Here is a 25,851-nt window from a genome sequence, read left to right on the forward strand (position 1 = left end):
CGGCTGAGGGGCCGTGGCTCTTTTTGAATGGGACATCAGAACAAAATCAAAGGAGAGAATATCATGGGTCTATCGCGCTTGTTGGGCACTGCCGCGCTTGTGGTTGCTGCCATGATGCCGGGTCTGGCCAATGCCCAGACCTTCCGGCTGGGTCATCACCACGCCGTTGGGGGCGCCGCCGATCTCGCGGCCAATCATTTTGCCGAACTGGTGGGGGAGATGAGTGACGGACGGATCACCATCCGGGTTTTCCCCGCCGCACAGCTTGGCCAGGAACGCGAGGCCTACGATCTGGTCAACCAGGGGGCGGTCGATATTTCCATTACTTCGACCGGTATCATCGATTCCGCCTATGCGCCGATGTCGATAACCTCGCTGCCCTTCGTGTTCCGCGACTGGGAACACGCCATGGACGCCTTTGCCGGCGAATTCGGCCAAAGGCTGACCGATGGCCTGCGTGAAGCGAGCAACACCGAAGTGCTCGGCTATTTCGGGCTCGGGTTCCGCGATCTGCTGTTTACCGCCGATACGCCGCCGACCTCCATGGCCGAAATGGACGGCATGACCATCCGTTCGCCCGAGAGCTACGTCTTTATCCGCATGTTCGAGTTGATGGGCGCCCGGCCCACGCCGGTGACCTGGGGCGAGGTTTATACAGCAATGCAGACCGGGGTTGCCGAAGGGCTCGATTCTCCGCCCGCCACGGCGCTCGACATGCATTTCGAGGAAGTGACTGGTTCCCTGCTCAAGACCGGGCACATGTTCGGCGCCATGCTGTTTGCCATGAACAAGCAGAAATTCGAGGCGCTGTCGGAAGACGATCAGGCGCTCATGAAGGAAGCGGGATTGCAGACGACATTGTGGCTCGACCAAGACGTGTCGATCCCGGCCGAAGAAGCGGCCTATGACCGGCTGACCGAAGCGGGCGTGACGGTGGCCGATCCCGCCGATCCGCAGGAATTCCGCGATGCGATGGCCCCCCTGATCGAGGAAATCCGGGCCCGTGGTGACGGGTCGGCCGAACTGCTCGACCTTCTGGCGGCCCAATGACCGAGCCGGTCTCCGACAAAAAGGACAGCCGCCCCGTGCGGCTGCTCCTTGCGGTCGGGTCGGCGCTGGTCGCAGCCATCGTCCTTCTGACCTTCATACAGGTTGTCCTGCGTTACTTTTTCGGCAATCCCCAGGCCTGGGCCGAGGAAGTCAGCCGCTACCTTTTTGTCTGGATTACCTTTCTGGGCATCGCCGTGGCCTTTTCACGCGATTCCCATATCCGTCTCGATGCGCTGGTCGGATTGTTGCCCGAGCGGCCATGGAGCGTGTTCGATAAATTCCGGCGACTTGTCGAGCTGGCGGCCATGGTCATGATGCTCTATTCGGGCGTGCTGGTGGCCTGGCAGTATCGTACGACGACATTTTATACGGTGCAGGGCGTGCCCCGCGTCGTTTTCTATCTCGCCGTTCCGGTGGGAGGGCTGATCGCGCTGGTCTATGTGGTGCGTGGGCTGATGACCCGCCACACCAAGGCCGAGACGACCCAGATGGAGGTGCTGTGATGGAACTCGCAGTGCTTCTGGCTTCCTTTGTCGTGTTGCTGCTCACCGGCACCTCGGTGGCCGCGGCAATGCTGGTATCGGGGGTTCTCTCGCTGTTTGTGGGCGGGCTGCCCATCACTATCGTCGCCGAACGCATGCTGGGCTCGGTCAACTCCTATACGCTGCTGGCGGTGCCGTTTTTCATCTTCGCCGCCGTCATCATGAACCGGGGCGGGCTGACCGACCGGCTGTTGGGTGTTGCCAAGGTATTCGTGGGGCATCTGCCGGGCGGGACGGCACAGGTGGACGTGCTGGCCTCGATCTTTTTTGCCGGCATGTCGGGTTCGGCAACCGCCGACGCGGCTTCGCAGGGGCGCATCCTGATCCCGCATATGGAGCGGCAGGGCTATGACAAGGGCTTTGCCGCCGGCGTCAATTCGGCCTCGGCCACCATCGGGGCGATCATCCCGCCCTCGATCACCATGGTGATCTACGGGTCGGTGACCAATATCTCGGTCGGGGCCCTGTTTCTGGCCGGGATCGTGCCGGGGCTGATCGTGGGCATCGGCATGATGCTGGTGGTGTGGTTTCTGGCGGTGCGCCGGGGCTATCCGCGCGACGACTATACGCCCTGGACCAAGCGTATCTGGCCGGTGGTTTCGGCGATCCCGGCGCTTCTGGCGCCGGTGCTGATCCTGGGCGGAATCTTCAGCGGCGCCACCACTCCGACAGAAGCCGGGGTGATCGCGTGCGCCTATGCCCTGTTTCTGGGTTTCGTGGTCTATCGCGAACTCAAACCCAAAGACATGCTGCCCATCCTTGCCGAAACGGTCGAGGCAACGGCGGTGCCGGTGTTCATCATCGCGGCGGGCTCGGTGTTCGGCTTTGCGCTGACCACTTCGGGGTTCGGCTTTTTGATGCAGGACTGGCTGCGGGCGGTGACCGACGATCCGCTGGTGTTCATGGTGATCGTCATCGGGCTGTTTCTGGTGATCGGGCTGTTTGTGGAAGGCACGGCGGCCATGCTGATCTTCGTGCCGATTTTCATGCCGCTCGTGGCAGGTTTCGGGATCGATCAGCTCCAGTTCGCCATGATCGTCATCATCACCATCATGGTGGGGACGATTACTCCACCGGTGGGGCTGCAATTGTTCATCGCCGCCGACATCGCCAAGATTTCGGTGTTCAAGGTCGATATCTGGCCGTTTGTGGCGATTACGATGGGGATTACCATTCTGATGGTGATCTTCCCGCAGATCGTGACCTTTTTGCCGGGTCTTATGCGGTGAGCCCATCACGGACCGGGCGGGGCGCAGGCCCCGTCCGGGACGGTGCTGCGCCGGGGCCGGTCCTTCAAACGATAAATGAAGCGCGGCGGCGACCCAATTGGCTCTGCAAAATGAAGAAAACCAGGGAAGCGCCCAGACAATAGGCCGAAAAGAAGGGCGCCTGCTGGCCGATGGAAACGCCGGCATCGACGAAAAAGCCCACGATCCCGGGTCCGACGGCGGAGGACAGGACCATTGCCGATGTCGCAATGGCGCGCACCGCCCCCAGATGACGCGTGCCATAGAGTTCGGCCCACATGGCGTTCATCACCGTTCCATTCGCGCCATTGGTCAGCCCCGAGAGCAGGAAGAACGCCGGGATGGCCCAGAAGGCCGATGTTGTGGCGATGACGATATAGGCCATGCTCGCCGGGACCAGCAGAAGGGGCAGCAGCCGGTAGGCGCCAAACCTGTCGACGAGCCAGCCTCCGGCAATCGAGGATATCACCGAGGCGACCGACATGACCGGAAAGAAGGCGGCGAAGGTCAAAAGGCCCCAGCCCTTTTCGGCAACCAGAACCGACTGGTGAAAAAAGATCGCGGTGGAAATCGCCGGCATGGCCAAAAGCCCGATCAGGACCGGCCAGAACAGGGGGTCGGCGAGCACCTTACGCCGGGTCCACTGGTCTCCCGTGGCGTGGGTTTCGGCGGGATCGGGATTGATTTCACCGGCTGCCCGCGCGCGTTTTCCGTCCGGGGGGCTCGAGAACAGATAGGCGATGACCGGTGCAAGCACGACGATCAGTGCCGCGGCCGCGACCAGCCAGACCTGACGCCAGCCGATCGCCGCGATCCCGAACGCCACAAGGACCGGCAGAACCGCCTCGCCCGTGTTCAGGCCCAGCTGTGCAATGGCCAGCGCGCGGCCACGAAACCTGTTGAACCACCGGCTGAGCGCGGTCGCGGCACCATGGGTGAGCATGCCCTGCCCGAAAAACCGCAGCCCGAACAATGCGATCCCCAGTATTGCCACGTTGGGCGCCACGCTCATCAGGATGCACATCATGGCGGCGCCGATGGCCGAGCCCGCAGCCAGATGGGCCGCCGGAACCCTGTCGGCCAGCCCGCCCGCCCACATCAGGACAATGGCCGAGCACAGCGTCGCCGCGGTGTAAATCAGCCCGTACTGGCCCGATGTCAGGGAAAATTCCGCGCGGATGGCGGCGCCGAAAAGGGCAATGAACAGGGTCTGCCCGGCAAGCGAGGAAAACATTGCCAGATACCCGCCGCCGATCCAGCTTCGCTGGCGGCCGGTGAGTTCGCGCAAGGGGGGTGATGGTGACGTCAGGGACATAGGGAGACTGTGGTTGGCGCCGGGCGGAAGCCCTGCCGTGGGTGTGGATCAGATTGCCGGGCCGGTCAAGTCGAGGGCGGACTGGCGGCGAGGAACATCGTATAGGCGGGGTTTTCGCTTTCGTCCCAATGGGCATAGCCGAGCGTATCGAGATAGGCCTCGAAGGCTTCGCGCTCGGCGGGGGGAACCTGGACGCCCGTGAGGACACGGCCGTAATCGGAGCCATGATTGCGGTAGTGGAACAGGGAAATGTTCCAGTCGGGCGCCAGGCCCTCGAGGAATCGCAATAGCGCTCCGGGGCGTTCGGGAAATTCGAAGCGGTAGAGAAGTTCGTTTTCCAGCCCCTCGACGCGACCGCCGACCATGTAGCGGATGTGGAGCTTGGCGACTTCATTGTCGCTCAGATCGAGCACCTTGTGGCCATGCTCGCGCAGCATGGCGATGATCTCGGCCTTTTCCGCCTCGCCGCGCTTCAATCCGATGCCGACGAAAATATTGGCCGAATTGCCCGGCGCGATGCGGTAGTTGAATTCAGTGATGGCGCGGGCACCCATCAGTCGGATGAAGGCGCGATAGGCGCCGGGTTTTTCGGGGATCGTGACAGCCAGAACCGCTTCGGCGCGCTCGCCCAGTTCGGCCCGTTCGGCGACGTGGCGCAGCCTGTCGAAATTGATGTTGGCGCCCGAGCAGATGGCGATGGCGGCGCCACGGGCTTCAAGGGTCGGGGCGTGCTTGCGCAGGCCGGCAAGGGATACCGCGCCCGCCGGTTCGGCAATGGCGCGGGTGTGCTCGAACACATCCTTGATGGCGGCGCAGATTTCGTCGGTCGAGACGGTGACGATGTCGTCGAGCGTGTCCTTGAGGATTTCGAAGGTGTGGGCGCCCGCCTGTTTGACCGCGACACCATCGGCAAAGATGCCCACTTCGTTCAGCGGCACGGGGCGCCCGGTGGCCAGCGCGGCCTTCATCGAGGCGGCGTCTTCGGGCTCAACCCCGATCAGCTTGATGTCGGGGCGCAGGAATTTGGCGTAGGCCGCGACGCCGGCGGCAAGACCGCCGCCGCCGATGGGCAGGTAGATCGCGGCGATGGGGCCGCCATGCTGGCGCAGGATTTCCACCCCGATGGTGCCCTGACCAGCGATGACCTGGGGGTCGTCATAGGGGTGGACGAAGGTGAGGTTTTCTTTTTCGCACAGGGCCAGCGCGTGGATGCGGGCATCGTCGAAACTGTCGCCCTTTATCACCACTTCGCCGCCCAGGCGTTTGACCGCCTCGACCTTGATCGAGGGCGTGGTGGTGGGCATGACGATGACCGCGCGCGTGCCCATGCGGGTGGCCGAATAGGCGAGCCCCTGCGCGTGATTGCCGGCCGAGGCGCAGATGACGCCTTTTGCGCGCTCTGCATCGGTGAGCGCGGCAAGCTTGTTGTAGGCGCCGCGCAGCTTGAAGGAAAAGACCGGCTGGAGATCCTCGCGCTTGAGAAACACCGGGCGGGAGAGCTTGTCGGACAGCGGGCCCATCTTTTCGAGCGGGGTCTCGACCGCAACGTCATAGACCGACGAGGAGAGGATGGAGCGGATGATTTCGTGCATGACAAAGCCTTCGGTCGCGTCGTGTCCCCGACATAGCGCCGATGGGCGTGTGTGTCACTTGGGCGTCGCGACGCATTGGCACGCCGGCTGCTTCTGTCAACCATGGTTGACACACTCCAAGGTGATAACTACAGTTAACATATGATCGCGCTGATAAAGAGTGCCGTATTTGACAATTGGCTGCATGATCTGCGTGACAGACGGGCCATGGCGCGCATTCTGGCAAGGCTGGATCGGCTTGCGAACGGGAATCCCGGTGACGTCAAACCCGTCGGCGGCGGGATTTCCGAAATGCGGATCGATTATGGTCCGGGCTTCCGCGTTTACTACATGCAAAAAGGACCGGTCGTTGTCATTCTGCTTTCAGGTGGCGACAAGTCTTCGCAGAAAGCCGATATCGTCCGGGCCAGGGAAATTGCCGCGCAGTGGAAGGATTGAAACGATGAACAACGAAACATTCAGCCGCTACGATACGGCAGATTATCTCAAGAGTGATGAGGACATCATCGCTTATCTCGAAGCGGTGATGGAAGAAGGCGGCGACGACCCTGCCTTTATCGCGCAGGCGCTTGGAACGATCGCCCGCGCCCGAAATATGAGCCAGCTGGCGCGCGATGCCGGAATGAGCCGTGAGGGACTCTACAAAGCGCTTTCAGAGGATGGAAATCCCAGCTTTGCCACGATTGTAAAAATTGCCCATGCGCTGGGGCTGCGTCTCGGATTCAAGTCTGCAGCATGAGACTCGCCGGTTTCTGCCTTGCCGCAACTTTGCTGGTCGTCCCGGGGCCTGCCGCGGGACAGGAGACGGGCGTCGATCTTTCGGCGGTCACGGTGCGCGACGCGGCGGGGGAGACGGCGGCGCTGGGCGATCTGGTTGACGGGCCGACGATCATCCATTTCTGGGCGACGTGGTGCGCGCCATGCCTTGAGGAATTGCCGCAACTCGATGCCTTTGCGCAGGGGCTGGAGCCGGGGGACCTGGTGGTGGTTTCGGTCGATACCGCCGGGTATGAGCGGATCACCGATTATCTCGGCGATCTCGGGGTGGGGCTGGAGAGCCACCAGCAGATCGAGGGCAATGTGGGTAGCGTGCTGGGGATACTGGGCTATCCGAGCACATTCGTTGTCGATGGCGGCGGGGAGATCGTGTTTCGGCGGCAGGGGGCGGTGGATTGGGACGATCCGAGCACCAGGGCCGAAATAATGGCCCCCCTTGCGCCGTTCAAATAGCTCCGAACTGGTTCCCTGAAATTGGCAGCAACTGGAGATCACGCCACCCGCGAATTTCCTTTAGCGTAAATGGCGGCTCGTCGGCGTGGGGCCCCTCGTTATCGTGGAATGGAGCATTAAGACCGAAATGCCTGATTTGACCCAGATTGCCCTTTATGTCGGTGCGTGCGTTTTGCTCGCGATTACGCCCGGACCCGGACTGTTTTACGTTGCGGCGCGCACGCTGGCTGGCGGGCGCGCCGAGGGGATTGCTTCGAGTTTCGGCACGGGGCTGGGCGGCATGGTTCATGTTCTGGCTGGCGCTTTGGGAGTGTCTGCAATCGTGCTGGCCAGCGCCCAATTGTTCACCCTACTGAAGGTGATCGGCGCGGCCTATCTGGTGTGGATCGGCGTCCGAACCATTCTTTCGGCGCGCCGAGATGCGGCCAAGGCATTATCGGGTGCCCCGGCCGAACCTCCGGTCGGTCCGCGGCGGGCGTTTCGCGAAGGGGTGGTGGTCGAGGCGCTTAACCCCAAGACGGCGGCGTTCTTCCTCGCCTTCATTCCGCAGTTCGTCGACCCGGCTTCGGGCAATATAGCCCTGCAATTCCTTGTGCTCGGCTTCGTATCGGTTGCGCTCAACACACTGGCCGATATCTTTGTAGCCATCGCCGCCGGAGGCATACGAACCGGAGCCGCCCGCAATCCGGGCTTGATCCGCCGCCTGCGGCAGGGATCGGGGGGGCGCTATGATTGCGCTTGGCGTTGGGCTGACCCTCGCCAAACGTCCAGCGAGTTGATTGGCCTCAGGAATCGCCGCCTGAATTGTGCTGGCGATCTTCCTGATCCATGCCGTGGCGGCTGACGGCGTACTCGCTCTCGCGGGCATCCTTGTCGCGCGGAGCCCGGCCGTGGGACTGCTCGGGATGGTGGTCGACCTCGCCCGGTTTGGGCACGTCGGATTTGTGCTCGAGATTTCTTTTGAACTGCTCGTGGGTTTTCTTGCCTTGCATGGCGCGAACTCCTTTTGTGAGGTTCGGTGTGCAGGGGAAAACGGCCGGCCGCTGTTTCGTTGCACACGCCCAGCCTGGGTTAACCGGGGACCGCGCAGGGCGAACTTCAAGCCTCTTGCGCCAAGGCTGGATCACTCGATATCAGCGCATTGCGAACGGCCTCGGGTGCGGCTTCGGCCCAGACAAGTAGGGCGTCGAGTGCCGGGCAGAGCGCCTGGCCCCATTCGGTCAGGTGATACTCGACCTTGGGCGGAACCTGATGATGGACGATGCGGGCCACGACCCCGTCCTCTTCGAGCCGCCGAAGCTGCTGAATGAGCATTTTCTGGGAAATGCCGGGAATGGCCCGCTCGAGTTCGGAAAAGCGGCGGCACTGGCCGCCGAACAACTGGAACAGAATGACCAGCTTCCAGCGGCCCTCGACGATCCGAAGCGTGTTCTGAACGCTTTGGGCGCCGCTGAGCGCGGAATAGGTATGACGCTCACCTTTTGGTAAGTACCCTACTTTTTCGTCTGTACTTGTCATAAGCACAGCCTAGAGCCATCTTCTGTTTCCCGCAACATCGATCCACCTGGAGACGAAAATGCCCCTCGATTTGCCCGCCCCGATTGCCGCCTATATCGCCGCTGGCCAGAGGCTGGATGCCGAAGGCATGGCGGCCGCCTTCGCCGAGGATGCGGTGGTCGACGATTCGGGCGACGGGCACCATCCGCAGGGCAGGGCGGAAATCGAGGCATGGATAGAGAGTGCCACCATCGCGGTGCGCGCGATATTCACCCCGGAAACAGCGCACGAAGAGGCGGGAATCTGGATCCTCAAGGGTCCGGTGGCGGGCCAATTCGCCGGCAGTCCGGTCAAGCTGACGTTTTCGTTCACCCTCGATGGGGACGCGATCACCAGGCTGAAAATCCGGTGATCGCCGAAACGGGCAGACCGGCTGCCGCTCAGTGATTGTGGCCGGCGTGGCTGTGCTGGGTGGCGGTGGCGGATTCGATTTCGACTTCGAGGTCGAGATGGAAGCTCTCGAATTCCAGTTCGAGATCGAAATGCTCGCCTTCGGCAAGCGGCGCGGTGAGACCGGAAAGCGCGATGGCGAGACCGTTGGGCGCAAAGACCATATCGGCGCCGGCCGGGATCGGCAGGGCGGGAATGGCGGTGAAGGTCAGCTCGCCGCCGGTGTTTTCGAGCCCGACGATTTCGGCTGAAGCAGCGATGTCGGTTTCCGCGCCCGTGAGAGTCACAAGCGCGTCCGATGTGTTTTCGATATCGACATAAACAAGAGCACCCGAGGCGTCGGTGGCGTTGGCCCAGGCGTGGATGGCACGGACGCCATTGGCTTGCGCGACATGTTCGTCGTGCTCGCCATCCTCATGGCCGTGCTCGTCGTGGTCCTCATGCTCTTCGTGATGCTCGTCGGCATGGTCCTCCTGCGCGAAGGCCGGGCTTGCGATGAGGGCGAAGGAAAACAGAACAGCGCGGATCATGATCGTGCTCCAGTGTAAATGTTATATCTTAACTGCGCAGATCGGTAGCAACGGGGCGTGACAGAGCGATGAAGGCGGGGAGGAGAGCCAGGATGACCGTGAGGCTGACAAAGCCCGCCACCAGATGGAATTCTGGCCAGCCCAGCGTGGCATTGACCAGAATATCGGTGCGCTCGGTCACCACGCGGGAAATGATCGCCGAAGCGGCATAGCCCACGGCAACGCCGCCAATGGCGCCGACAACGATCAACGTGGCCGCGTAGGACCAGACGACGGAAAAGACGAACCGGGCCGGAGCGCCAAGCGCGCGCAAGAGGGCAAGGCGGCGGGCGAACAGGCGCGTGAGGATGACAAGGCCGGTCAGGACACCGGCGGTGACGAGGATTTGCGTCACGACCGCCATGACGCTCATAACCTGGCGCACATCGCCCATCAGAGAGTGCAGGCTGGCCAGAACCGAGCCGGGGAAAAAGGCCATGGTTTCCGATGTGGTGAACTGGGCGCGCAGGGCGTAATTGGCGTAAAGCTGTTCGGCGGAAACCAGGATGGCCGGGGTGCCGGGGAAATAATCGGGATCGAAGGGCGGGCCGAGCCGGTCGGAATTTTCGGGGGCGTGGCCATTGGCAAGGCCGTGGATTTCCCACACCGCTTCGACCGGCACGATAATGGCACGGTCCCACGGGCTACCCGTCGGCGCCATACGGCCCGATACGGTGTACTCGAAATGGGCGTGCGCGTCGTCCTCGGCGGCATCGCCAACGCCATGGGCGGGCGAGAAGCTGTCGCCGACCGAAAGATCGACACGGGCGCCGATGACAGCGTCGGTATGGGCGGCAAACATTTCGCCCTCGGCAAGGGTGTCCGACATGTGAGTGACGAACTGGGCGGTCGAGCCCACGACGGGGAAGGCATTGTAGCTGTCGCCATAAGCGATGGGGGCGGCAAGCGATACGTCGGGCGCGGTGGCGACGGTATCGTAGATTTCGCCCGAGAGCAGGGGGACGTCGGAAGGCTGGAGATAGACCGCTGCAAACAGCATGGTGATTTCGCTGCCCGGTGCGGCGACGACCAGATCGAACGGGTCGGCGGCCTGCGCGGTGCCCTGGCGCAGGCCGCGCTCCTGGGCGATCAGGCCCACCCCGATGCCGACGGACACGGCGATCAGGGTGGCAAAGAGCACATTGGTCCAGCGAAAGCGCCACAGCATGGCGCGCACCAGGGTGAAGGGGCGAAAGCCGATCAGGACCAGGGCGCCCACAATGAGGGCGGGCAGCAGCAGGACGAGAAGGACTGTAACGTCCTGCCAGAGCACCGGCATCCACTCGATGGCGCGGAAAAGCGGGGCGAGGGGGTTCATGGATTGCCCTCGTCCGACGCGATGCGGCCATCGATGATTTCGATCACCCGATCCATGCGCGAATAGACGGCCGGATCGTGGCTGACGGCGATCAGGGTCTTGCCCTCGTCGCGGGCGAGGGCGACCAGATCGTTTATCAGCGCGTCGGCCGTCTTGCGGTCGAGGCTGGCGGTGGGCTCATCGGCGAGGATGATTTCCGGGTTTGCGGCAAGGGCGCGGGCGATGGCGACGCGCTGGCGTTCGCCGCCCGAAAAGCTCTCGACCGTGCGCGCGCCATGGGTGATGCCAAGGCGGGTCAGGACCGATCGGGCGGTTTTTGCAATGCCCGCCTGCCGGGTTCGGGACGCGTAGGCACCGGGCAGGGCGGCGTTGGCGGCGGCGGAGAGCTCCTCGAACAAGAGGAAATCCTGGAACACCATGCCCACATGGTGGCGGCGGAATTTGGCGCGCGCTTCGCCCGAAAGAGGCATCAGATCGGTTGCCTCCCAGGCGACCGAGCCCGTGGCGTTCTCCGCGAGACCGGCAAGGGCGAAAAGAAATGTCGATTTGCCGGCGCCCGAGGGACCACGCACGCCCAGGCAGGTGCCGGGCGCAAGCGCGAAATCGGGAACCGCAAGAAGGGTCCGGCCCGAAGGTGCCTTGACCTCGAGGCCGCTGACGGAAAGGCCGATGCTCATGGGGTCAGGTCGGTTCGGATAGGGACAAGGGCCGGGAGGGCGAAAGGGGCCTGGCCCGACGCTGCGGGCGGCGCACCCGTTTGAGAGGGGCACCGGGCTTTGAATCCCGGCCTTCGCCCGGAAAGCGCGGGGGCGGGGTCGATGCGGGTATGTCGACGAGCGCCGGCATGTCGGTCAGCCAGCCGGCGGGCGCGCTCCGCGCTGGGTGCGCCCGGCGCATGTCAGGCGCGTTCCTGCACGGCGTCGACAAGGCGGACGCGGGAGACAAAGCCCAGTTCGGGATCGGTATAGGTGCCCAACTCGAGCGTGCCACGGGTGATGATCTTGACGTTGAAGGGGATGGTATCGACGACACGCTGGGCATAGACGGCCAGAATATCGTTGGGCCAATCGGCTTCGGACGAACAGAACGGGCAGACCGCCATGGGGATGTTGGTCAGAACGTAGAAATTGGAATCGGCCTTGAGCGGGGGCGCCATGAAGCCCTCGATGGCGACGCGCGCGCCCTCGTTCTGCTGGGCGAAGGGCGTAAAGCTCATGTCCTTTTCGTAGAGTTCGCGCAGGCGCACCTGGGGCTCGGCGGCGATGGCGCCCGTGGCGATGAAGGGGGCGGCCAGAACGGCGCCGGAGGCAGTGGCAAAAAATCCGCGTCTGTTCATGACTCAAATTCCTTGTGCCGGAGTGGACGAAATCGGTTCGAGACCACTTTTAACAGGTCGCGGCCCGTGCTGTGTGACAGTCCAATGAAAAAGGGGCCGGAAATCCGGCCCCTCCGAAATTTGTGATCGGGGCCGTTATTCGGCAGCGGCATCCAGCGTGGCGTGGTGCATGACGTGGAAGATCATTTCCTGATCCATCGTGCCACCGAACAGGTGCGCCCAGGGGCCCTTGGCCCAGAGACCAACGTCAACGCCCGAGTGGCTTTCCGAGGAGGCCGGGATCAGCGCCTGCTGCAGGTAATCGGGATCCTGAGCTTCTTCCTGGGTCAGTTCAGGACGTTCGCCCGAGTAGGAGCCGTCTTCCTGTTCGACCAGAACCGAGCCGGCGCCATTGCCGAAACCGACGACGGTGTAGGGCTTGCCGTCGGCAGCGAGAACGGGTTCACCCGAATGCTCGACCTGACCAGCGGCAACGTCCATGCAAAGACCGGTGATCGGCGTGCCGCGGCCGCAATAGCCGTTGAAGACGATGGCGTGTTCGTGGTCGCCGGTGACGATGATGAGGGTATCTTCGTCATCGGTCATTTCGTCGGCCAGAGCGAGGGCCTCGGCGAAAGCGACGCCGTCGGTGAAGGTGCGGTGGGCGTTGCCGCCGTGGCTGGCGTGATCGACGCGGCCCGGCTCGACCATCAGGTAGAAGCCTTCTTCGTTGCCCTGCAGGGACGTGATGGCGGCTTCGGTCATGTCGGCGATGGAAGGCTCGCCTTCAGGACGGTCATGCTCGTAGTTCATGTCCGAATTGGTGAACAGTCCGAGGACCGGAGCGGTCATGTCGGCCGAAGAAAGCTGCTCGGCGTTGTAAACGACCTGGGCACCGATTTCGGTGGCGCGATCGATCAGGTTCACATCGTCCGGGCGGTTGCCGGTGCCGACTTCGATTTCGGTGCCTTCGGGCGCAAACGAACGCGCGCCGCCACCAAGAGCGATGTCGATAACGCCGGCTTCCATCTGGTCGACCAGCTGGGTAGCGATATCAACGCAGCCTTCGGGAGCGTTGTTTTCCCAGTTGCGGTTGGCGGTCTTGGCGTAGACGGCAGCGCCCGTGGCGTGGGTGATGCGGGCCGTGGAAACGACGCCGACCGACTTGCCGGCTTCCGAAAGCATTTCCGAGAACAGGGTCAGCGGGGCTTCGGTCGAGCAATCGTCGTGGATGACGGTGTCGGCCATGTTGATGGTGTTGAAGACCTGCTTGACGCCGGTGTTCATCGCGCCGGCGGTCGGTGCGGAATCGGGGGTCTGGGCGTTGATGTTGTAGGTCTTGATGATCGCCGAGTTCGGGTACAAATCATGGGGAAGGTTATGTTCTTCGCCCAGAAGGCCCATTTCCTGGCCCTGGAACAGGCGGATGCCATAATTGGTGTTCACGCCCATGCCGTCGACGACGAACAGGATGACGTTCTTGGCCTGGTTGGTATTGGGCTCTGCGGCGATCCGCTCGGCGATCTGGTCCTGACCGGCGGTGAAATATTCGCTGCCGCTTTGGGCGACGTCCTGAGCGAGAGCGGTGGATGCGCAAAGCGCGATGGTAAGGGTAGACACTAGCGTCCGACGAAACATGGTTGCCTCCATGGGGTTTCGATCGATGCGGACGCTATTTGGCTTGTGTGACGGTCAGGTCACCTGCCGGTGACGGTTCGATGACGGTGGAAAACTTGCGCCCGACGCCGCTATTGCCCTGCCGACCGCTCGCGGCGCAGCTCGGCGACTTCGGCGCGCAGGGCGCGGACTTCGGCCAGCACGAGTTCGGTTTCGCCGCGCAGTTCCTGGCGCTGCGTGGTGGCTTCGGAATCGTGTTCTTCCTGCATGGCCGAGACGATCACACCGATGAACAGGTTGAGCACGGTGAACGCGGTGCAGGCGATGAAGGGGATAAAGAACATCCAGGCCTCGGGATGGACCTCCATGACCGGGCGCACGATTCCCATCGACCAGCTTTCGAGCGTCATGACCTGGAACAGGGTATAGAGCGAAGCGCCGATCGTGCCGAACCAGTCGGGAAAGCTCGGGCCGTAGAGCTTGGTCGCCATGACGGCGAAAACGTAAAACACCAGCAGCAGCAGGACAAAGATCGAAGCGAGCCCAGGCAGCGAGGCAACGAGCCCGCCGATCACCTTGCGCAGCGAGGGAATGACCGAGATCAGGCGCAGCACCCGCAGGATTCGCAGGGCGCGCAACACGGTGAACGGGCCCGAGGACGGGACGAGCGCGATGGCGACGATGGCGAAATCGAAGATCGACCACGGGTCGCGGAAAAATTTGAGCCCATGCGCGTAAAGGCGCAATGCGATCTCGACAACGAAGATCGTCAGGATGATCGCATCGAGCGCGATCAGCACCGGGCCGATGGCGGCCATGATTTCGGGAGAGGTTTCGAGCCCCAGGGTGATGGCGTTGATGACGATCACCGCGATGATGAACTGCTCCCAGCGACGGGAGGAGAGCAGGAGAGCGAGCTGGCCGCGCATCTTGGGACAGGTTCCTGAAGTGATTTCGGGCGCGGAAAGCCAAATCGGATTTGATGGGGCCGGTCAAGGGGCGTTGGTGGCGCAGGGATGCGCCGGCGGGTTGTGCGGCTGGACAGGGCAGGGGCACCACCCGCCTGGCAAGGCGGGTGGTATTTTCGTTTATTGGCTGGCGGCGCCCTCGACCGCTTCGCCGGTTTCGGGCAGGGCCCAGGCGATGACGGCGTCCGAGACCGGTGTTTCCATGAAGTGGTGGCCGCCCGGTGCGACGACCAGGAATTCGCGGCCGGCCACTTCATAGACGATGGGCGTGGTCTGCCCGCCGCCGGGCAGGGTGTCCTGCCAGACCGTTTCGCCGGTTTCGATATCGATGGCCCGGATCAGATCGTCGGTGGTGGCGGCGATAAAGATCAGACCGCCGGCGGTGACGACCGGGCCGCCATTGTTGGGCGTGCCGATATCGATGGGCAGCATGGAGGGGATGCCCCAGGGACCATTCTTGCGGGCGCTGCCGAAGGGTTTGTCCCAAAGGGTCTCGCCTGTCTCCAGATCGATGGCCCGGATGCCGCCATAGGGTGGCTCGCTGCACAGAAGGCCGGTCCACTGACGCCAGCCGGCATTGACCGAGATGGCGTAGGGCGACCCGAGCTGCGGACCCGGACCTTCGGCCCCGCGCTCCCAGCCGGGCTCGAAAATGGCCTGCACGCCCATTTCGTCGGCCTCTTCACGCGGGACAAGTCGGTTGTGGTTGGGCATGTTGTTGTAATTGGCGATCATGATGCCGCGGTCTTCGTCGATGGCCAGCGATCCCCAGTCCTGCCCGCCATTGTAGCCCGGATACTGGATCCAGTGCTGATCGGAGGTTGGCGGGGTATACATGCCCTCGTAATGGGCCTGCTGGAACTGGATGCGGCACCAGAGCTGGTCGAGCGGGGTCATGCCCCACATGTCCTTTTCTTCCAGCGGCTCGAAGGCGAGCGTGTGATAGGTCGAAAAGGGCTGGGTGGGCGAAAGATACTCGGGTTCAACGCCGCCCTGGGGCACCTCGCGCTCCTCAGGGGCAAACAGCGGCTCACCGGTCTCGCGGTCGAGAACATAGATATCGCCCTGTTTGGAGGAAACGATGATGGCGGGAACACTGCCATCGCCGGTGGGGAAATCGACAAGCGCAGGCTGGCTGCCCAGATCGTAATCCCAGACATCGTTATGGACCGTCTGGAAATGCCAGACGTCGTCCCCGGTGGTCACGTCAACGGCGACGATCGAGGTGGCGTATTCGTTTTCCAGGTCCGAGCGGTTCGAGCCGTAATAATCGACGGCCGAATTGCCCAGGGGCAGATAGACCAGGCCCAGCTCCTCATCGGCCGCGGCGATGGTCCACATGTTGGGCGTGCCGCGCGAATAGGTCTCGCCTTGGGGGGGCGCGGTGCGGCTGTCGGGATTTTCCAGATCCCAGGCCCAGGCGAGTTCGCCCGTGACCGCATCATAGCCACGCACGACACCCGAAGGGGCGTCTTCGGCCTGGCCGTCATTGACCTGGGCACCCATGACCGCGATGCCGCGCACGATGGTGGGGGGCGATGTGATTGCGTACCAGCCCGGTACCGTGTCGCCCAGGCCGTCTTCGAGATAGGCTTCGCCATTCATCCCGAAATCGGGGCAGGGCTGGCCGGTGCGCGTATCGACGGCGATCAGGCGGGCGTCGAGCGTGCCCCACAGGACGCGGGTGGCGCAGATGGTGTCCGGATCGGCGTCGGGCACTTCGAAATAGGCGGCGCCGCGGCAGGTTGCGCCATAGGGAATGGCGTCGGTGGGGACGTCCGGATCGTAGCGCCATTCCTCAAGGCCGGTTGCCGCGTCGATGGCCACCATGATGCCCATGGCGGTGCAGTGAAAAAGATCGTCGCCAACCTTGAGCGGCGTGTTCTCGGGCGAATAGCTGGACGCATCTTCTCCGGGCATATCGCCCGAATTGAACTCCCATACGCGGGTCAATTCGCTGACATTTTCCGGGGTGAACCCGGTGAGCGGCGAATAGCGCGTGCCACGATAATTGCCGCCATAGGCGGGCCAGTTCTCACCGATCTCCATCGTATCGAGCGGGGCGCGGGCCTCGACGCCGGTCGGCGTGGTCTCGGTCGCGGTGTCTTCGGCGGCGTCAGGCGCGGCCGGCGGTTCGGGCGACAATGGCGCAGTCTCCTCGTCCGCTGCCGGTTCTTCGGCTTCGACCGCAGGCACCTGGCCTTCCGGCACTTCGCCGGGCTCCTCAGGGAGAATTTCGGTCACCGGCGCTTGGGTTTCTTGGATCGGCGCCGGCTCATCGGCCGCCGGGGCGTCCTGGGCGATGGCGGTGCCCTGCTGTGACAGGGTCAGAACCGAGAGCGAGCCGACAAGCGCCAGCCCGCCGGCAATCGCTGCGGCGGCGGTGCCGACAGGGCGGGCCAGGCGTCCGCGCAGGGCGGGGATGGTTGCAAGGACCAGAACGAGCACGACGGTAGGCGCAACAAGGCGCGGAACCTGTGCCCAGCCGTCAAGCCCGGCCTCCCAGAGCGCCCAGGCGACGGTGCCCGCAAAGGTTACGAGATAAACCCAGACGGCGAGCATGGAGCGTCGGAACAGAAAAAACGCGGTGAGCACAAGGCCGATGCCGGCCAGAATGTAATACCAGGATCCGCCAAGTGCCGCGAGCCAGACCCCGCCGCCCAGGATGGGAACCCCGAAAATCAAGATGATGGCTCCGATGACCATTGCGGCCCAAAAGCCGAAGCCGCGGCGCGCGCGATGCGTGTCGTCCATGATGCTCTCCCGGTGCGATTGCCTCACAGGGCACAACACGATCGGCGCCGACAGGTTCCTTAAATTTCCCAGGTGAATGCCCGAGGTCAGGGTGTGGCCGGAGCGACCGTCTGTCCGCGAACCGGTTCGCCGCGCGCAACGGGCTCACCGTCGATTTCGATGTTCTGAAACTGGGCGGGAAGACCCTCGCCCTCGCTCAGGTCAGGCGTGGTCTGCAGGTGGAAATGCAGGTGCGGTTCGGAGGTGTTGCCCGAATTGCCGCACAATCCAAGCACATCGCCCGCCGAAACCTCCTGGCCGCGCTGCACGGTGATCGTGTCTTGCTGCATATGGGCGAGAAAGGCGAATTCATTGTCGGCCAGAGCGAGGATGACGTGATTGCCCGCGGGATTTTCCGCATCGGTTTCCCCGATCGGCTGGTCTGCCAGATCGTTGACCATGGCGATCACCTGTCCATCGGCGGGCGCCAGAATTTCCCGGCCCCAGCAGTGGTAGTTCTCAAGACGTTGAGGATCGCCGCTGTAGGATCGGCCGTCCTCGCGGACAACGAAATCATAGGCGAAGCGCTGGGCGGGATCGGCGGCATGGTAATTGTCGGCGATATCGTGCCCGCCCCAGAAGACGAACCACTCCCCCTCAAAGGGCAGGCGCAAATCGGTTCCGGTTTGATAATCGAGATAGGCCGAGGGCGCCGCTTGGGGCTGGGGCTGGACGAAAAATCCGGCGATCATGCCCCCGGAATCGAAGGACCATTGCATGACGATGGGCGTGTCGAGCAAAGACCATTCGCCAACGCGCGTATAGACGCCAAAGTCGCCTTCGGCGGTGAATTGCTCGTCCAGGACTGCGGTTTCCTCGCCGAGGTCGGTAACGACCTGCTGGCGGAAGGCCGAAAAATCATCGAGCGAGCCAAGGCCGTCCTGCATTTGCGGTGTCATGTCCTCCCAGATCGGCTCGAGATCGCCGGCAAGGAACGCTTCGGAGCGCTCCCGGCCCATATCGAGCGTGTCGGAATTCTGGGCAATGACGGGCATTGAAAGCGAGGCGAGAAGGGCGGTGGTGAGAGCGCGGTGCATGGGTGAACTCCGTATCAGCGTCTGTCCGATAAGTCCGCATCGGCGCGACGACCTTACGGGCGAGCATGGGCAGTGTGGCGTTTCCAACGCGCCGGACGGGGGAGGGTTTCACGAAATATCGCAGGACTTATCCCCGCGTCACGCATCCCGGTTAGGTTTGTGGCACGGTGAGATTACTGCGGACGCGATCATGTTTGGTCGCACTCGAGAGCAGCGGCCCCTCCACGGTGCTCTGGGGCGCGGGGTCTCACCGGACCTTTTTCACGACAGCGATGGATCGGGCAATGAGCGGAACGGTGGAGCCGGACTGGGATGCCGTGCGGGCGGAGTATGAGGACACCGACACGCCCATAGTCCAGATCGCTGCCGCCCACGGGCTGACGCTCAACCGGCTCAACACAAGACGCCGCAAGGAGCACTGGGTGCTGCGCAAGCCCGGAGTGGGCCGGCAGCGGCGCCAGAGCCTTCTGGCCCGCATGCTCGGGCTGATCGAGGCCCAGATCACCCAACTCGAACGCAAACTTTTAGAGGAACCCATGAGTGCAACCGAAATGCGCATGCTTGAATCCATGACCAAGGCGCTCGACAAGATCACGGCGCTGGAAGCGGCGGAAAAGAAAGTGGTGAAAAAGCGGGTGCGCATGGACCCCGAACTCGAAGCCATTCGCGAGCGCCTGGTCGACCGGATTTCAAAGCTTGAAACCGAAGATTGATCTGCCGCCTCTGACCAGGGCGCGCAAGGCCGAGATGATGCGGCGCGCGCAGGTACTCGAAGCCTCCGATCTCGAAAATTTCAAGATCTGCTGGGACCTTTGGGGCCACCCGATGCAACGGGCGCCGGAGGGCGATTGGACGACCTGGCTCATGCTCGGTGGGCGCGGCGCGGGCAAGACGCGGGCCGGGGCCGAATGGGTGCGCGAACTGGTTTCGGGCAGGCGTCCGGTTTCGCCCATCGCGTTGGTGGGCGAAACCATGCACGAGGCGCGCGCCATTATGGTGGAAGGGGTTTCGGGGATCGTTTCGGTGTACCCGGTGTCCGAGCGGCCAAGGCTGGACAAGGCGCGCGGAATTGTCGTCTGGCCCAATGGGGCGGAAGCCTGGTTGATGCCGGCCAACGATCCCGAACGGTTTCGCGGACCGCAATTTGCCGCTGCATGGTGCGACGAGCTGGCCAAATGGCCCAAGGCGGAGGCGGCATGGGACATGCTGCAATTCGGGCTGCGGATCGGCACGCGGCCACGCCAGTTGGTGACCACGACGCCCAAACCGACACGGCTTTTAAAACGCCTGATGACGGACCCCAATACGGTAGTGACGCGAATGAAAACGAAGGCCAACCGGGACAATCTGGCGCCGGCGTTTCTCGAAGCGATCGTGGCGCGATACAATGAAACGGTGCTCGGACGGCAGGAACTCGATGGCGAGATGGTCGAGGAGGTGCCCGGTGCGCTGTGGAACCGCAGCCAGATCGAAGCGGGGCGGATTGCCGATGTGCCGGGGTTGACCCGGATCGTGGTGGCGGTCGATCCGCCAGTGACCGGGGGCAAGAATTCGGACGCCTGCGGGATCATCGTTGCAGGCCGATCCGGGCAGAATGCGGTGGTTTTGGCCGACCGGACGGTGCAGGGCGTGACCCCTGTCGGCTGGGCGCGCGTGGCGATTGCCGCGTTTCACGAGTTCGATGCCGATACGATCCTGGCAGAGGTGAACCAGGGCGGCGATCTGGTGAAAAATCTCATGCAGCAGGTCGATGCCAGCGTGCCGGTGCGCGAAGCGCGGGCCAATCGCGGCAAATGGGTGCGCGCCGAACCGGTCGCCGCGCTTTATGCGCAGGGGCGGGTCAAACATGCGGGCATGTTTGCCGAGCTCGAGGACGAATTGTGCGCCTTCGGGCCGGACGGTCTGGCCGAGGGCCATTCGCCCGACCGGCTCGATGCGCTGGTGTGGGCGGTGACCGAATTGCTGCTGCGCGATGGGCCGGTGCCAAGGGTGCGGGTTTGATTTTTTTGGGACTTATCCCCGCGTCACGCTGGTGGGGTAAGGTTCAGCCATGATGGAGATGCTGCGGCGATCTCCAGCAACAATCAAAAAGGATGGGACGATGGCCGATTGGCTGGGGCGCCTTGTGGGCGGGCGATCGCGTGCGGGTGATGAACACAAATCGGCGGCGCCGCAGACGCTGTTTCAGCTGGCGCCGCTGGGGATTGGCGGGAGCGGCAAGAAGGGATTTGCGGCGCTGGCCAATGAGGGGTTCGCGAAAAACCCCATTGTCTATCGCTGTGTGCGCATGGTGGCGGAAAACGCGGCAAGGGTGCCGCTCGAGGTGCGCGATGGCGACAAGGTGCTGAGCGAGCATCCGCTGCTTGCCCTGCTCGGACGCCCCAATCCGCGCCAGGACGGCAAGGCGCTGCTCGAAAGCGTCTTTTCCTATCTGCAACTGGCCGGAAATGCCTATCTCGACGCGGCGATCGTCGAGGGGCAGGTCAAGGGGCTTTACGGATTGCGGCCCGACCGCATGGCGGTGATTGCGGGCAAGGATGGCTGGCCGATCGGCTATGCCTATACGGCGGGTGGGCGGACCCACAAGCTGATGCTCGATACCGGGCCAGTGGGGCGGGTTTTGCATCTTACCCTGTTCGATCCGCTCGACGATCATTACGGGCAGGCGCCGTTGCAGGTGGCACAGGGGAGCCTTGAGACGCACAACGCGGCGACCGCCTGGAACCGGGCCTTGCTGGAAAACGCGGCGCGGCCTTCGGGGGCGCTGGTTTACAACGCGGCGGCGGGCAATCTGACCGAGGATCAGTACCAAAGGCTCAAATCCGAGCTCGAGGAGGGGTTTGCCGGGGCGATCAACGCCGGGCGGCCCATGGTGCTCGAAGGCGGCCTGGACTGGAAGGCCATGGCGCTGACCCCGGCGGAAATGGACTTTCTCGACGCCAAGAACGCGGCGGCGCGCGAGATCGCGCTGGCCTTCGGCGTGCCGCCCATGCTGCTGGGGATTCCGGGGGACAACACTTACGCGAACTACGCCGAGGCCAGCCGGGCGCTCTGGCGGCAGACGGTCATTCCGCTGGTGCGGGCGGTTGTGGGATCGCTGACCCATTGGCTCGCGCCGGGGTTCGGCGGGGTGGAACTGGTGCCCGATTTCGACGGCATCGAGGCGCTGGCCGCCGATCGGGCGATGGACTGGGAGCGGGTGGGGAATGCGTCGTTCTTGAGCGATGCGGAGAAGCGGGAGCTGTTGGGGTTCGGGGCGAAGGCCTAGACGCCAGAAAGGGACGGAAATGGACGCGATCATTTCGACGGTGCTCGCCAAGGGGGATCTGGCGCATGTGGCGCTGTTTTTGTGGGCGGGCGGGGCGAGCGTGGCGGTGTTTACGCTGCTCAAGGAGCTTTCGGCGGCCAATCGGCGCTTCAACACCTTCGTGACCGAAATCGCCCACCTCAACAAACTGTTCAGGGACAAGGACTGATGGGGACAAAAAAGACCGCAAAGAGCAATCCGGGAGAAGCCACGCAGGTGTTTCGCCAGTTTGCCTGGAACCTGGCGGGATCGCTGGCCAAACGGCCGACCAAATCGGCAAGAGGCAAGCCGGAGAGCGCCAGATGAGCGTTGCGATTGACGCCGATGGGCGGTTTTCGGGCTACGCCTCGGTGTTCGGGCGGCTCGACGGGGGCGGGGATATCGTGATGCCTGGCGCGTTTCGCGACACGCTGAAATCGCGCGGCGCGAGCCGGGTGCGGCTGTTGTTTCAGCACGATCCCAAGGAACCCATCGGGCTGTGGGACGAGATTGCCGAGGACGGGTTCGGACTCAAGGTGTCTGGGCGGCTGCTCGAGGGGGTGCCGCGCGCGGCGAGCCTTAGGGCGCTGATCTCACAGCGGGCCATCGACGGGCTTTCCATCGGGTTTCGGGCCGTGCGGGCCACCCGCGAGGGCAGGACGGGGACGCGGCGATTGTGGGCCGTGGATCTTTGGGAAATTTCCATCGTCACCTTTCCGATGATGGAGGCGGCGCGGATTGGCTCCGGGCCGGGCGGCAACGCCAAACTGGCCGCAACGCTTGGCGCGGCGGCGCGACTGATGACGTCGTAGGGCTTTGCGTCTGCTCCAGGAGTCACCCCGGCCATGAGCCGGGGCCCAGTACGCTCAATGCCGGTGAGGACCATGAGCGCGTGAGGATACTGGATCCCGGGTCTTCGCCCGGGATGACAGTGGTGGGGAGGCAGGGCTGCGACCCCAGGCAATATCAACAAGGGAAAACTGATGACCAAATCTATCGAACCGCGCCTTGAGACCAAGGTGGCGGCGCTTCCGGCTGGGGATGTGGATGCCCCGTTCGCCGATTTCATGACCGCATTCGAGGAGTTCAAATCGACCAACGACCAGCGGCTGGGCGAACTGGAAAAACGTGGGTCCGCCGATACGCTGCTCGAAGGCAAGCTTGATCGGCTCAATGCGGTGCTCGACGGGCACAAATCGGCGCTCGACAAGGCGGCGGTGGACAAGGCCCGTCCGGCGCTCGAGGGGGGCCGGGCGGTTGCGAGCGATGAGTACAAGGACGCGTTTTCCGCCTATGTGAAGCGCGGCGAGGAAAAGGCGCTTTCGATCGGCTCGAACCCCGATGGCGGCTATCTGGTGCCCGGGGAAACCGAAACCGAAATCACCAAGCTCCTGACCGCGATTTCGCCCATGCGGGCCATCTGCGGCGTGCGGCAGGTGTCTTCCTCGGTCTATAAAAAGCCCATCACGGTCACGGGGCCTCAGGTGGGCTGGGTCGGGGAGACGGCGGCGCGCACCCAGACCAATTCCCAGGTGATCGACGAGCTGACATTTCCCACGACCGAGCTTTACGCCATGCCGGCGGCGACCCAGGCGTTTCTCGACGATGCGGCGGTCGATGTGGGCCAGTGGATTGCCGAGGAGGTCAATGCCGCCTTCGCCGAGCAGGAAACGACGGCGTTCATTCTCGGCGATGGGGTCAACAAGCCCTCGGGCTTTCTCGACGCCGATACTGTCGATGAGGCGAGCTGGGCCTGGGAAAAGCTGGGTACCATTTCGACGGGGGCGGATGCCGGGTTCGACGCCAATGATCCGGCCGACGCGCTGGTCGATCTGGTCTATGCGCTCAAGGCCGGCTATCGCCAGAACGCGACCTGGCTGAGGCGCCGGACGCGGGCGCGGTGGTGACGGCGGGGTTCCAATTCGACGTGCCGGTGCGGTTCGATACCGACAGGCTCGATGTCGAGATGTCGGGGTTCGACGCGGCCGTTGCGCCCGCCATCCCCCTGATCGAGGTGATTGGCGAATGAGACAGTTTGGCGACGATTTTGCCACCCATATCGCGAGCGGGGCGACAACGCTGTGCTGGTGTTGGCGGATTGAGCGCACCGATGGGGTGACGCTGGGCTTTCCTTGTTCAGCGTCAGCCGCACATTGCCGTTGCCGCCTTCCGCATCGGGGATGGCAGTAAACAGCGCCGCTTCGGAGCGCACGGCCAGCCGGTTGGTCGCGTCGGGCTCCGTTCCGACCCCCAGTCGCGCGTCGCACATATGCTGATAGAGCCGCCCGCGCGGCACGTTCATCGCGTGCTGGCCCGAGCGCAATTCGGCCCGGAACACCCCGTCCTCGCGGGTAATCTCGCCGATTGTATCGGTCCGGATCAGCTCGCGCTGTTCGAGAGCCCGCCAGTTCACCCGCCAGCTTTGAACCCGCGCGCCATCATAGCGGCCCAGCGCAATGTCATCCTCGCTGATCGCCTCGGAATGGAGCACGCCAAGCACCTCGGCGGTCTCGGTCTGCGCGCCGAGCTTTTGCACAATCTCCCCGCCATCGAGCCCATGCGCAGGCGCAAATTCGGTCTCCCCGAACCCCAGCGTCACGTCGTGGTCGGTAAGGCGCGGCCGACAGCGCGACGTTGATCTTCCAGTCGGGCTGGTCTGGGCGAGCTGAGATCGGGCTGGCGGGGGACGATGATTTCACCTTCAAGGTCTCCGATGACGGGGCCGATTTCAAATCTGCGATGCGTTTGGAGGGCGCGACCGGGTTTGTGCGGTTCTCAAGCTTTGCGGGGTGCGCAGTGAGCTTTCCCACGATTGCCGGAGGCGTTCTGGCGGCTGAGAGCGGCTATGTGGTTCCGGCACCTCAAAGCGGGACGACTGACGATATCGATAGCATTGACGGCGGGTTCGATGGCGCCGTGCTGATCGTCACGGGAACGGCGGGCAATGCGCTGACCTTCCGCGACGGGACCGGCAATCTCAAGCTGGGCGGCAACCGGGTTCTCGATGCTTTCGAGGACGCGCTCATGCTGGTGCGGCGCGGCAGCGACTGGATCGAACTTTCGTTTTCCAGCAACGGCTGATTTTCACGGGGCGCGGAAAAGCCCCCTGAGCTTCCTCTTCTCCAGCGTCATCCCGGGCGAAGGCCCGGGACCCAGTGACCGGCAGCCTTGGTGGTTCTGTCTCATACGCAGACTGTACTGGGCCCCGGCTCAAGGCCGGGGTGACGGGCGTGGGTTAGGCGGGGCTTTGTCCAATTTTTGATTCAAAAGGGAGAAGCAATATGCCGGCTTCGCGCTGGACGCTTTGCCTTGCCAAGATTCTGGAGCACGAGGGCGGTTATGCCGACCATCCCTCCGATCCCGGTGGGGCGACCAATATGGGGATCACCCACAAGACGCTCGCCCGATGGCGCGGCATCGATCCGTGGTGGGATCTGCCGAAATCGGAGGTCCGGGCGCTGGAGCGGGCCGAGGCCGCGGCGATCTACAAGGCGCTGTACTGGGAGCGCTGCAAGGCGGGCTCGCTTCCGGTGGGACTGGACCTTGCGGTGTCCGATTATGGTGTCAATTCCGGACCCGATCGGGCGGTGCGGGTGCTGCAGGCGCTGGTGGGCGTGGTGCAGGACGGGTTCGTGGGGCCGCTAACGCTCGCGGCGGTTGGAAAGCGCGACACGCGCGCGCTGATCGAAGCGCTGTGCGACCAGCGCATGGGATTTCTTCAAAGGCTGGCCAATTGGGCCAGTTTCGGGCGCGGCTGGACCAGCCGCGTCAGCGATATTCGGGCCACGGCACTGTCGGCCGTCACGCTGCAACCTCCATCTCAAACCGAAAAGGATATCAACGAGATGACGATTTTCGAGGGCTACAAGACCTATATCGTGGGCGCGCTGATGCTGGTTGTCGGCATCGCCCAGAGCTTTGGCATCGACATTGCCATGTTGGGCGAATATTCGGGGCCGCAGATGGTGATGGAGGCGCTTGCGATCATCTTCCTGCGGCGCGGGCTCAAGACAGAACTTGGCAAA

General features: G+C 63.5%; 28 protein-coding genes and 3 pseudogenes. 18 read left to right on the forward strand and 13 right to left on the reverse strand.

Annotation, left to right across the window (positions count from 1 at the left end; all coding sequences use genetic code 11):
- The first annotated feature begins 63 nt into the window (after positions 1 to 63).
- Genes AACZ55_RS02630 through AACZ55_RS02640 form a run of 3 tightly spaced genes read left to right on the forward strand, consistent with a single transcriptional unit; the run spans position 64 to position 2,821 of the window.
- Positions 64 to 1,050 (forward strand): TRAP transporter substrate-binding protein, encoded by a 987-nt coding sequence (locus tag AACZ55_RS02630; RefSeq protein WP_339642752.1) that lies wholly within the window; start codon positions 64 to 66, stop codon positions 1,048 to 1,050.
- A complete protein-coding gene (locus AACZ55_RS02635; protein WP_338607397.1) occupies positions 1,047 to 1,553 on the forward strand; it encodes a TRAP transporter small permease in 507 nt (168 codons plus the stop codon). Before AACZ55_RS02630 ends, AACZ55_RS02635 begins: the two co-directional genes overlap by 4 nt.
- Entirely contained in the window at positions 1,553 to 2,821 is a 1,269-nt protein-coding gene (locus AACZ55_RS02640; protein ID WP_339642755.1) for a TRAP transporter large permease, read from the forward strand. The genes AACZ55_RS02635 and AACZ55_RS02640 overlap by 1 nt, the downstream gene beginning before the upstream one ends.
- Positions 2,822 to 2,885: 64 nt before the next feature.
- On the opposite strand, the gene AACZ55_RS02645 is transcribed toward AACZ55_RS02640, so the two are convergent.
- Both AACZ55_RS02645 and ilvA read right to left on the reverse strand, forming a co-directional pair.
- The gene (locus tag AACZ55_RS02645; protein ID WP_339642757.1) at positions 2,886 to 4,154 is read right to left on the reverse strand and encodes an MFS transporter; all 1,269 of its coding nucleotides are present in this window, start codon (positions 4,152 to 4,154) and stop codon (positions 2,886 to 2,888) included.
- 65 nt (positions 4,155 to 4,219) lie between these two features.
- On the reverse strand, positions 4,220 to 5,746 hold the full coding sequence (gene ilvA / locus AACZ55_RS02650; protein WP_339642760.1) for a threonine ammonia-lyase, biosynthetic: 1,527 nt from the start codon (positions 5,744 to 5,746) through the stop codon (positions 4,220 to 4,222).
- A gap of 141 nt (positions 5,747 to 5,887) precedes the next feature.
- Between ilvA and AACZ55_RS02655 the strand changes: the two genes are divergently transcribed.
- The 4 genes and pseudogenes from AACZ55_RS02655 to AACZ55_RS02670 all read left to right on the forward strand — a co-directional run bounded on the left by AACZ55_RS02655 (position 5,888) and on the right by AACZ55_RS02670 (position 7,755).
- Positions 5,888 to 6,184, forward strand: a complete 297-nt coding sequence (locus AACZ55_RS02655; RefSeq protein ID WP_339642762.1) for a type II toxin-antitoxin system RelE/ParE family toxin — start codon at positions 5,888 to 5,890, stop codon at positions 6,182 to 6,184.
- Positions 6,185 to 6,188: 4 nt separating this feature from the next.
- Positions 6,189 to 6,485, forward strand: a complete 297-nt coding sequence (locus tag AACZ55_RS02660; protein WP_339642765.1) for an addiction module antidote protein — start codon at positions 6,189 to 6,191, stop codon at positions 6,483 to 6,485.
- Positions 6,482 to 6,976, forward strand: coding sequence for a TlpA disulfide reductase family protein (locus tag AACZ55_RS02665; protein ID WP_339642767.1), 495 nt, complete (start codon positions 6,482 to 6,484; stop codon positions 6,974 to 6,976). The genes AACZ55_RS02660 and AACZ55_RS02665 overlap by 4 nt, the downstream gene beginning before the upstream one ends.
- A gap of 127 nt (positions 6,977 to 7,103) precedes the next feature.
- Positions 7,104 to 7,755 (forward strand): annotated as a pseudogene (locus tag AACZ55_RS02670) (LysE family translocator).
- A 6-nt stretch (positions 7,756 to 7,761) separates the two neighbouring features.
- Here the strand turns inward: AACZ55_RS02670 and AACZ55_RS02675 are convergent.
- Together AACZ55_RS02675 and AACZ55_RS02680 are read right to left on the reverse strand one after the other, a co-directional pair.
- The gene (locus AACZ55_RS02675; protein ID WP_339642770.1) at positions 7,762 to 7,968 is read right to left on the reverse strand and encodes a hypothetical protein; all 207 of its coding nucleotides are present in this window, start codon (positions 7,966 to 7,968) and stop codon (positions 7,762 to 7,764) included.
- 106 nt (positions 7,969 to 8,074) lie between these two features.
- Positions 8,075 to 8,494: a helix-turn-helix domain-containing protein gene (locus AACZ55_RS02680; protein ID WP_339642773.1), complete on the reverse strand. Its 420-nt coding sequence runs from the start codon at positions 8,492 to 8,494 to the stop codon at positions 8,075 to 8,077.
- A 58-nt stretch (positions 8,495 to 8,552) separates the two neighbouring features.
- On the opposite strand from AACZ55_RS02680, the gene AACZ55_RS02685 reads away from it, so the two are divergent.
- Positions 8,553 to 8,885 (forward strand): nuclear transport factor 2 family protein, encoded by a 333-nt coding sequence (locus tag AACZ55_RS02685; RefSeq protein ID WP_339642776.1) that lies wholly within the window; start codon positions 8,553 to 8,555, stop codon positions 8,883 to 8,885.
- A 28-nt stretch (positions 8,886 to 8,913) separates the two neighbouring features.
- On the opposite strand, the gene AACZ55_RS02690 is transcribed toward AACZ55_RS02685, so the two are convergent.
- From AACZ55_RS02690 to AACZ55_RS02725, 8 genes are all read right to left on the reverse strand, one after another.
- A complete protein-coding gene (locus tag AACZ55_RS02690) occupies positions 8,914 to 9,453 on the reverse strand; it encodes a copper chaperone PCu(A)C (protein ID WP_339642778.1) in 540 nt (179 codons plus the stop codon).
- 28 nt (positions 9,454 to 9,481) lie between these two features.
- Positions 9,482 to 10,810: an FtsX-like permease family protein gene (locus AACZ55_RS02695; protein WP_339642781.1), complete on the reverse strand. Its 1,329-nt coding sequence runs from the start codon at positions 10,808 to 10,810 to the stop codon at positions 9,482 to 9,484.
- Complete coding sequence (locus AACZ55_RS02700; protein ID WP_339642784.1) at positions 10,807 to 11,487, reverse strand: ABC transporter ATP-binding protein; 681 nt, start codon at positions 11,485 to 11,487, stop codon at positions 10,807 to 10,809. The genes AACZ55_RS02695 and AACZ55_RS02700 overlap by 4 nt, the downstream gene beginning before the upstream one ends.
- A 221-nt stretch (positions 11,488 to 11,708) precedes the next feature.
- Positions 11,709 to 12,146 (reverse strand): hypothetical protein, encoded by a 438-nt coding sequence (locus AACZ55_RS02705; protein ID WP_338607385.1) that lies wholly within the window; start codon positions 12,144 to 12,146, stop codon positions 11,709 to 11,711.
- Between the two features lie 135 nt (positions 12,147 to 12,281).
- The gene (locus AACZ55_RS02710; protein WP_339642785.1) at positions 12,282 to 13,763 is read right to left on the reverse strand and encodes an alkaline phosphatase; all 1,482 of its coding nucleotides are present in this window, start codon (positions 13,761 to 13,763) and stop codon (positions 12,282 to 12,284) included.
- A 110-nt stretch (positions 13,764 to 13,873) separates the two neighbouring features.
- Positions 13,874 to 14,671, reverse strand: coding sequence for an ion transporter (locus AACZ55_RS02715; RefSeq protein ID WP_338607383.1), 798 nt, complete (start codon positions 14,669 to 14,671; stop codon positions 13,874 to 13,876).
- Positions 14,672 to 14,830: 159 nt separating this feature from the next.
- Complete coding sequence (locus tag AACZ55_RS02720; protein ID WP_339642788.1) at positions 14,831 to 17,464, reverse strand: PQQ-binding-like beta-propeller repeat protein; 2,634 nt, start codon at positions 17,462 to 17,464, stop codon at positions 14,831 to 14,833.
- Positions 17,465 to 17,550: 86 nt separating this feature from the next.
- The gene (locus AACZ55_RS02725) at positions 17,551 to 18,540 is read right to left on the reverse strand and encodes a M23 family metallopeptidase (protein ID WP_339642791.1); all 990 of its coding nucleotides are present in this window, start codon (positions 18,538 to 18,540) and stop codon (positions 17,551 to 17,553) included.
- Between the two features lie 284 nt (positions 18,541 to 18,824).
- Between AACZ55_RS02725 and AACZ55_RS02730 the strand changes: the two genes are divergently transcribed.
- The 8 genes and pseudogenes from AACZ55_RS02730 to AACZ55_RS02765 all read left to right on the forward strand — a co-directional run bounded on the left by AACZ55_RS02730 (position 18,825) and on the right by AACZ55_RS02765 (position 24,016).
- Positions 18,825 to 19,253, forward strand: a complete 429-nt coding sequence (locus tag AACZ55_RS02730) for a hypothetical protein (RefSeq protein WP_338607380.1) — start codon at positions 18,825 to 18,827, stop codon at positions 19,251 to 19,253.
- Positions 19,254 to 19,287: 34 nt separating this feature from the next.
- Positions 19,288 to 20,541: a terminase family protein gene (locus AACZ55_RS02735; RefSeq protein ID WP_339642809.1), complete on the forward strand. Its 1,254-nt coding sequence runs from the start codon at positions 19,288 to 19,290 to the stop codon at positions 20,539 to 20,541.
- A gap of 100 nt (positions 20,542 to 20,641) precedes the next feature.
- Positions 20,642 to 21,808 (forward strand): phage portal protein, encoded by a 1,167-nt coding sequence (locus AACZ55_RS02740; RefSeq protein WP_339642794.1) that lies wholly within the window; start codon positions 20,642 to 20,644, stop codon positions 21,806 to 21,808.
- A 19-nt stretch (positions 21,809 to 21,827) separates the two neighbouring features.
- Positions 21,828 to 22,016, forward strand: a complete 189-nt coding sequence (locus AACZ55_RS02745) for a hypothetical protein (RefSeq protein WP_338607378.1) — start codon at positions 21,828 to 21,830, stop codon at positions 22,014 to 22,016.
- A 133-nt stretch (positions 22,017 to 22,149) separates the two neighbouring features.
- Complete coding sequence (locus AACZ55_RS02750) at positions 22,150 to 22,638, forward strand: HK97 family phage prohead protease (RefSeq protein ID WP_339642798.1); 489 nt, start codon at positions 22,150 to 22,152, stop codon at positions 22,636 to 22,638.
- Between the two features lie 255 nt (positions 22,639 to 22,893).
- Positions 22,894 to 23,733 (forward strand): phage major capsid protein, encoded by an 840-nt coding sequence (locus AACZ55_RS02755; protein WP_339642812.1) that lies wholly within the window; start codon positions 22,894 to 22,896, stop codon positions 23,731 to 23,733.
- A pseudogene (locus tag AACZ55_RS02760) lies at positions 23,709 to 23,855 on the forward strand (DUF2460 domain-containing protein); the annotation flags it as partial. The gene AACZ55_RS02755 and the pseudogene AACZ55_RS02760, both read left to right, overlap by 25 nt.
- Positions 23,852 to 24,016, forward strand: a complete 165-nt coding sequence (locus tag AACZ55_RS02765) for a DUF2163 domain-containing protein (protein ID WP_339642815.1) — start codon at positions 23,852 to 23,854, stop codon at positions 24,014 to 24,016. The pseudogene AACZ55_RS02760 and the gene AACZ55_RS02765, both read left to right, overlap by 4 nt.
- A 118-nt stretch (positions 24,017 to 24,134) precedes the next feature.
- Here the strand turns inward: AACZ55_RS02765 and AACZ55_RS02770 are convergent.
- Positions 24,135 to 24,425 (reverse strand): annotated as a pseudogene (locus AACZ55_RS02770) (DUF2163 domain-containing protein); the annotation flags it as partial.
- Positions 24,426 to 24,460: 35 nt separating this feature from the next.
- Here AACZ55_RS02770 and AACZ55_RS02775 point away from each other — a divergent pair.
- Both AACZ55_RS02775 and AACZ55_RS02780 read left to right on the forward strand, forming a co-directional pair.
- Positions 24,461 to 24,907 (forward strand): hypothetical protein, encoded by a 447-nt coding sequence (locus tag AACZ55_RS02775; protein WP_339642801.1) that lies wholly within the window; start codon positions 24,461 to 24,463, stop codon positions 24,905 to 24,907.
- Positions 24,908 to 25,107: 200 nt separating this feature from the next.
- A partial coding sequence (locus tag AACZ55_RS02780) for a glycosyl hydrolase 108 family protein (protein WP_339642804.1) occupies positions 25,108 to 25,851 on the forward strand: 744 nt, incomplete at its 3' end.

The organism is uncultured Pelagibacterium sp., assembly GCF_963972885.1.
GTDB lineage: Bacteria > Pseudomonadota > Alphaproteobacteria > Rhizobiales > Devosiaceae > Pelagibacterium > Pelagibacterium nitratireducens.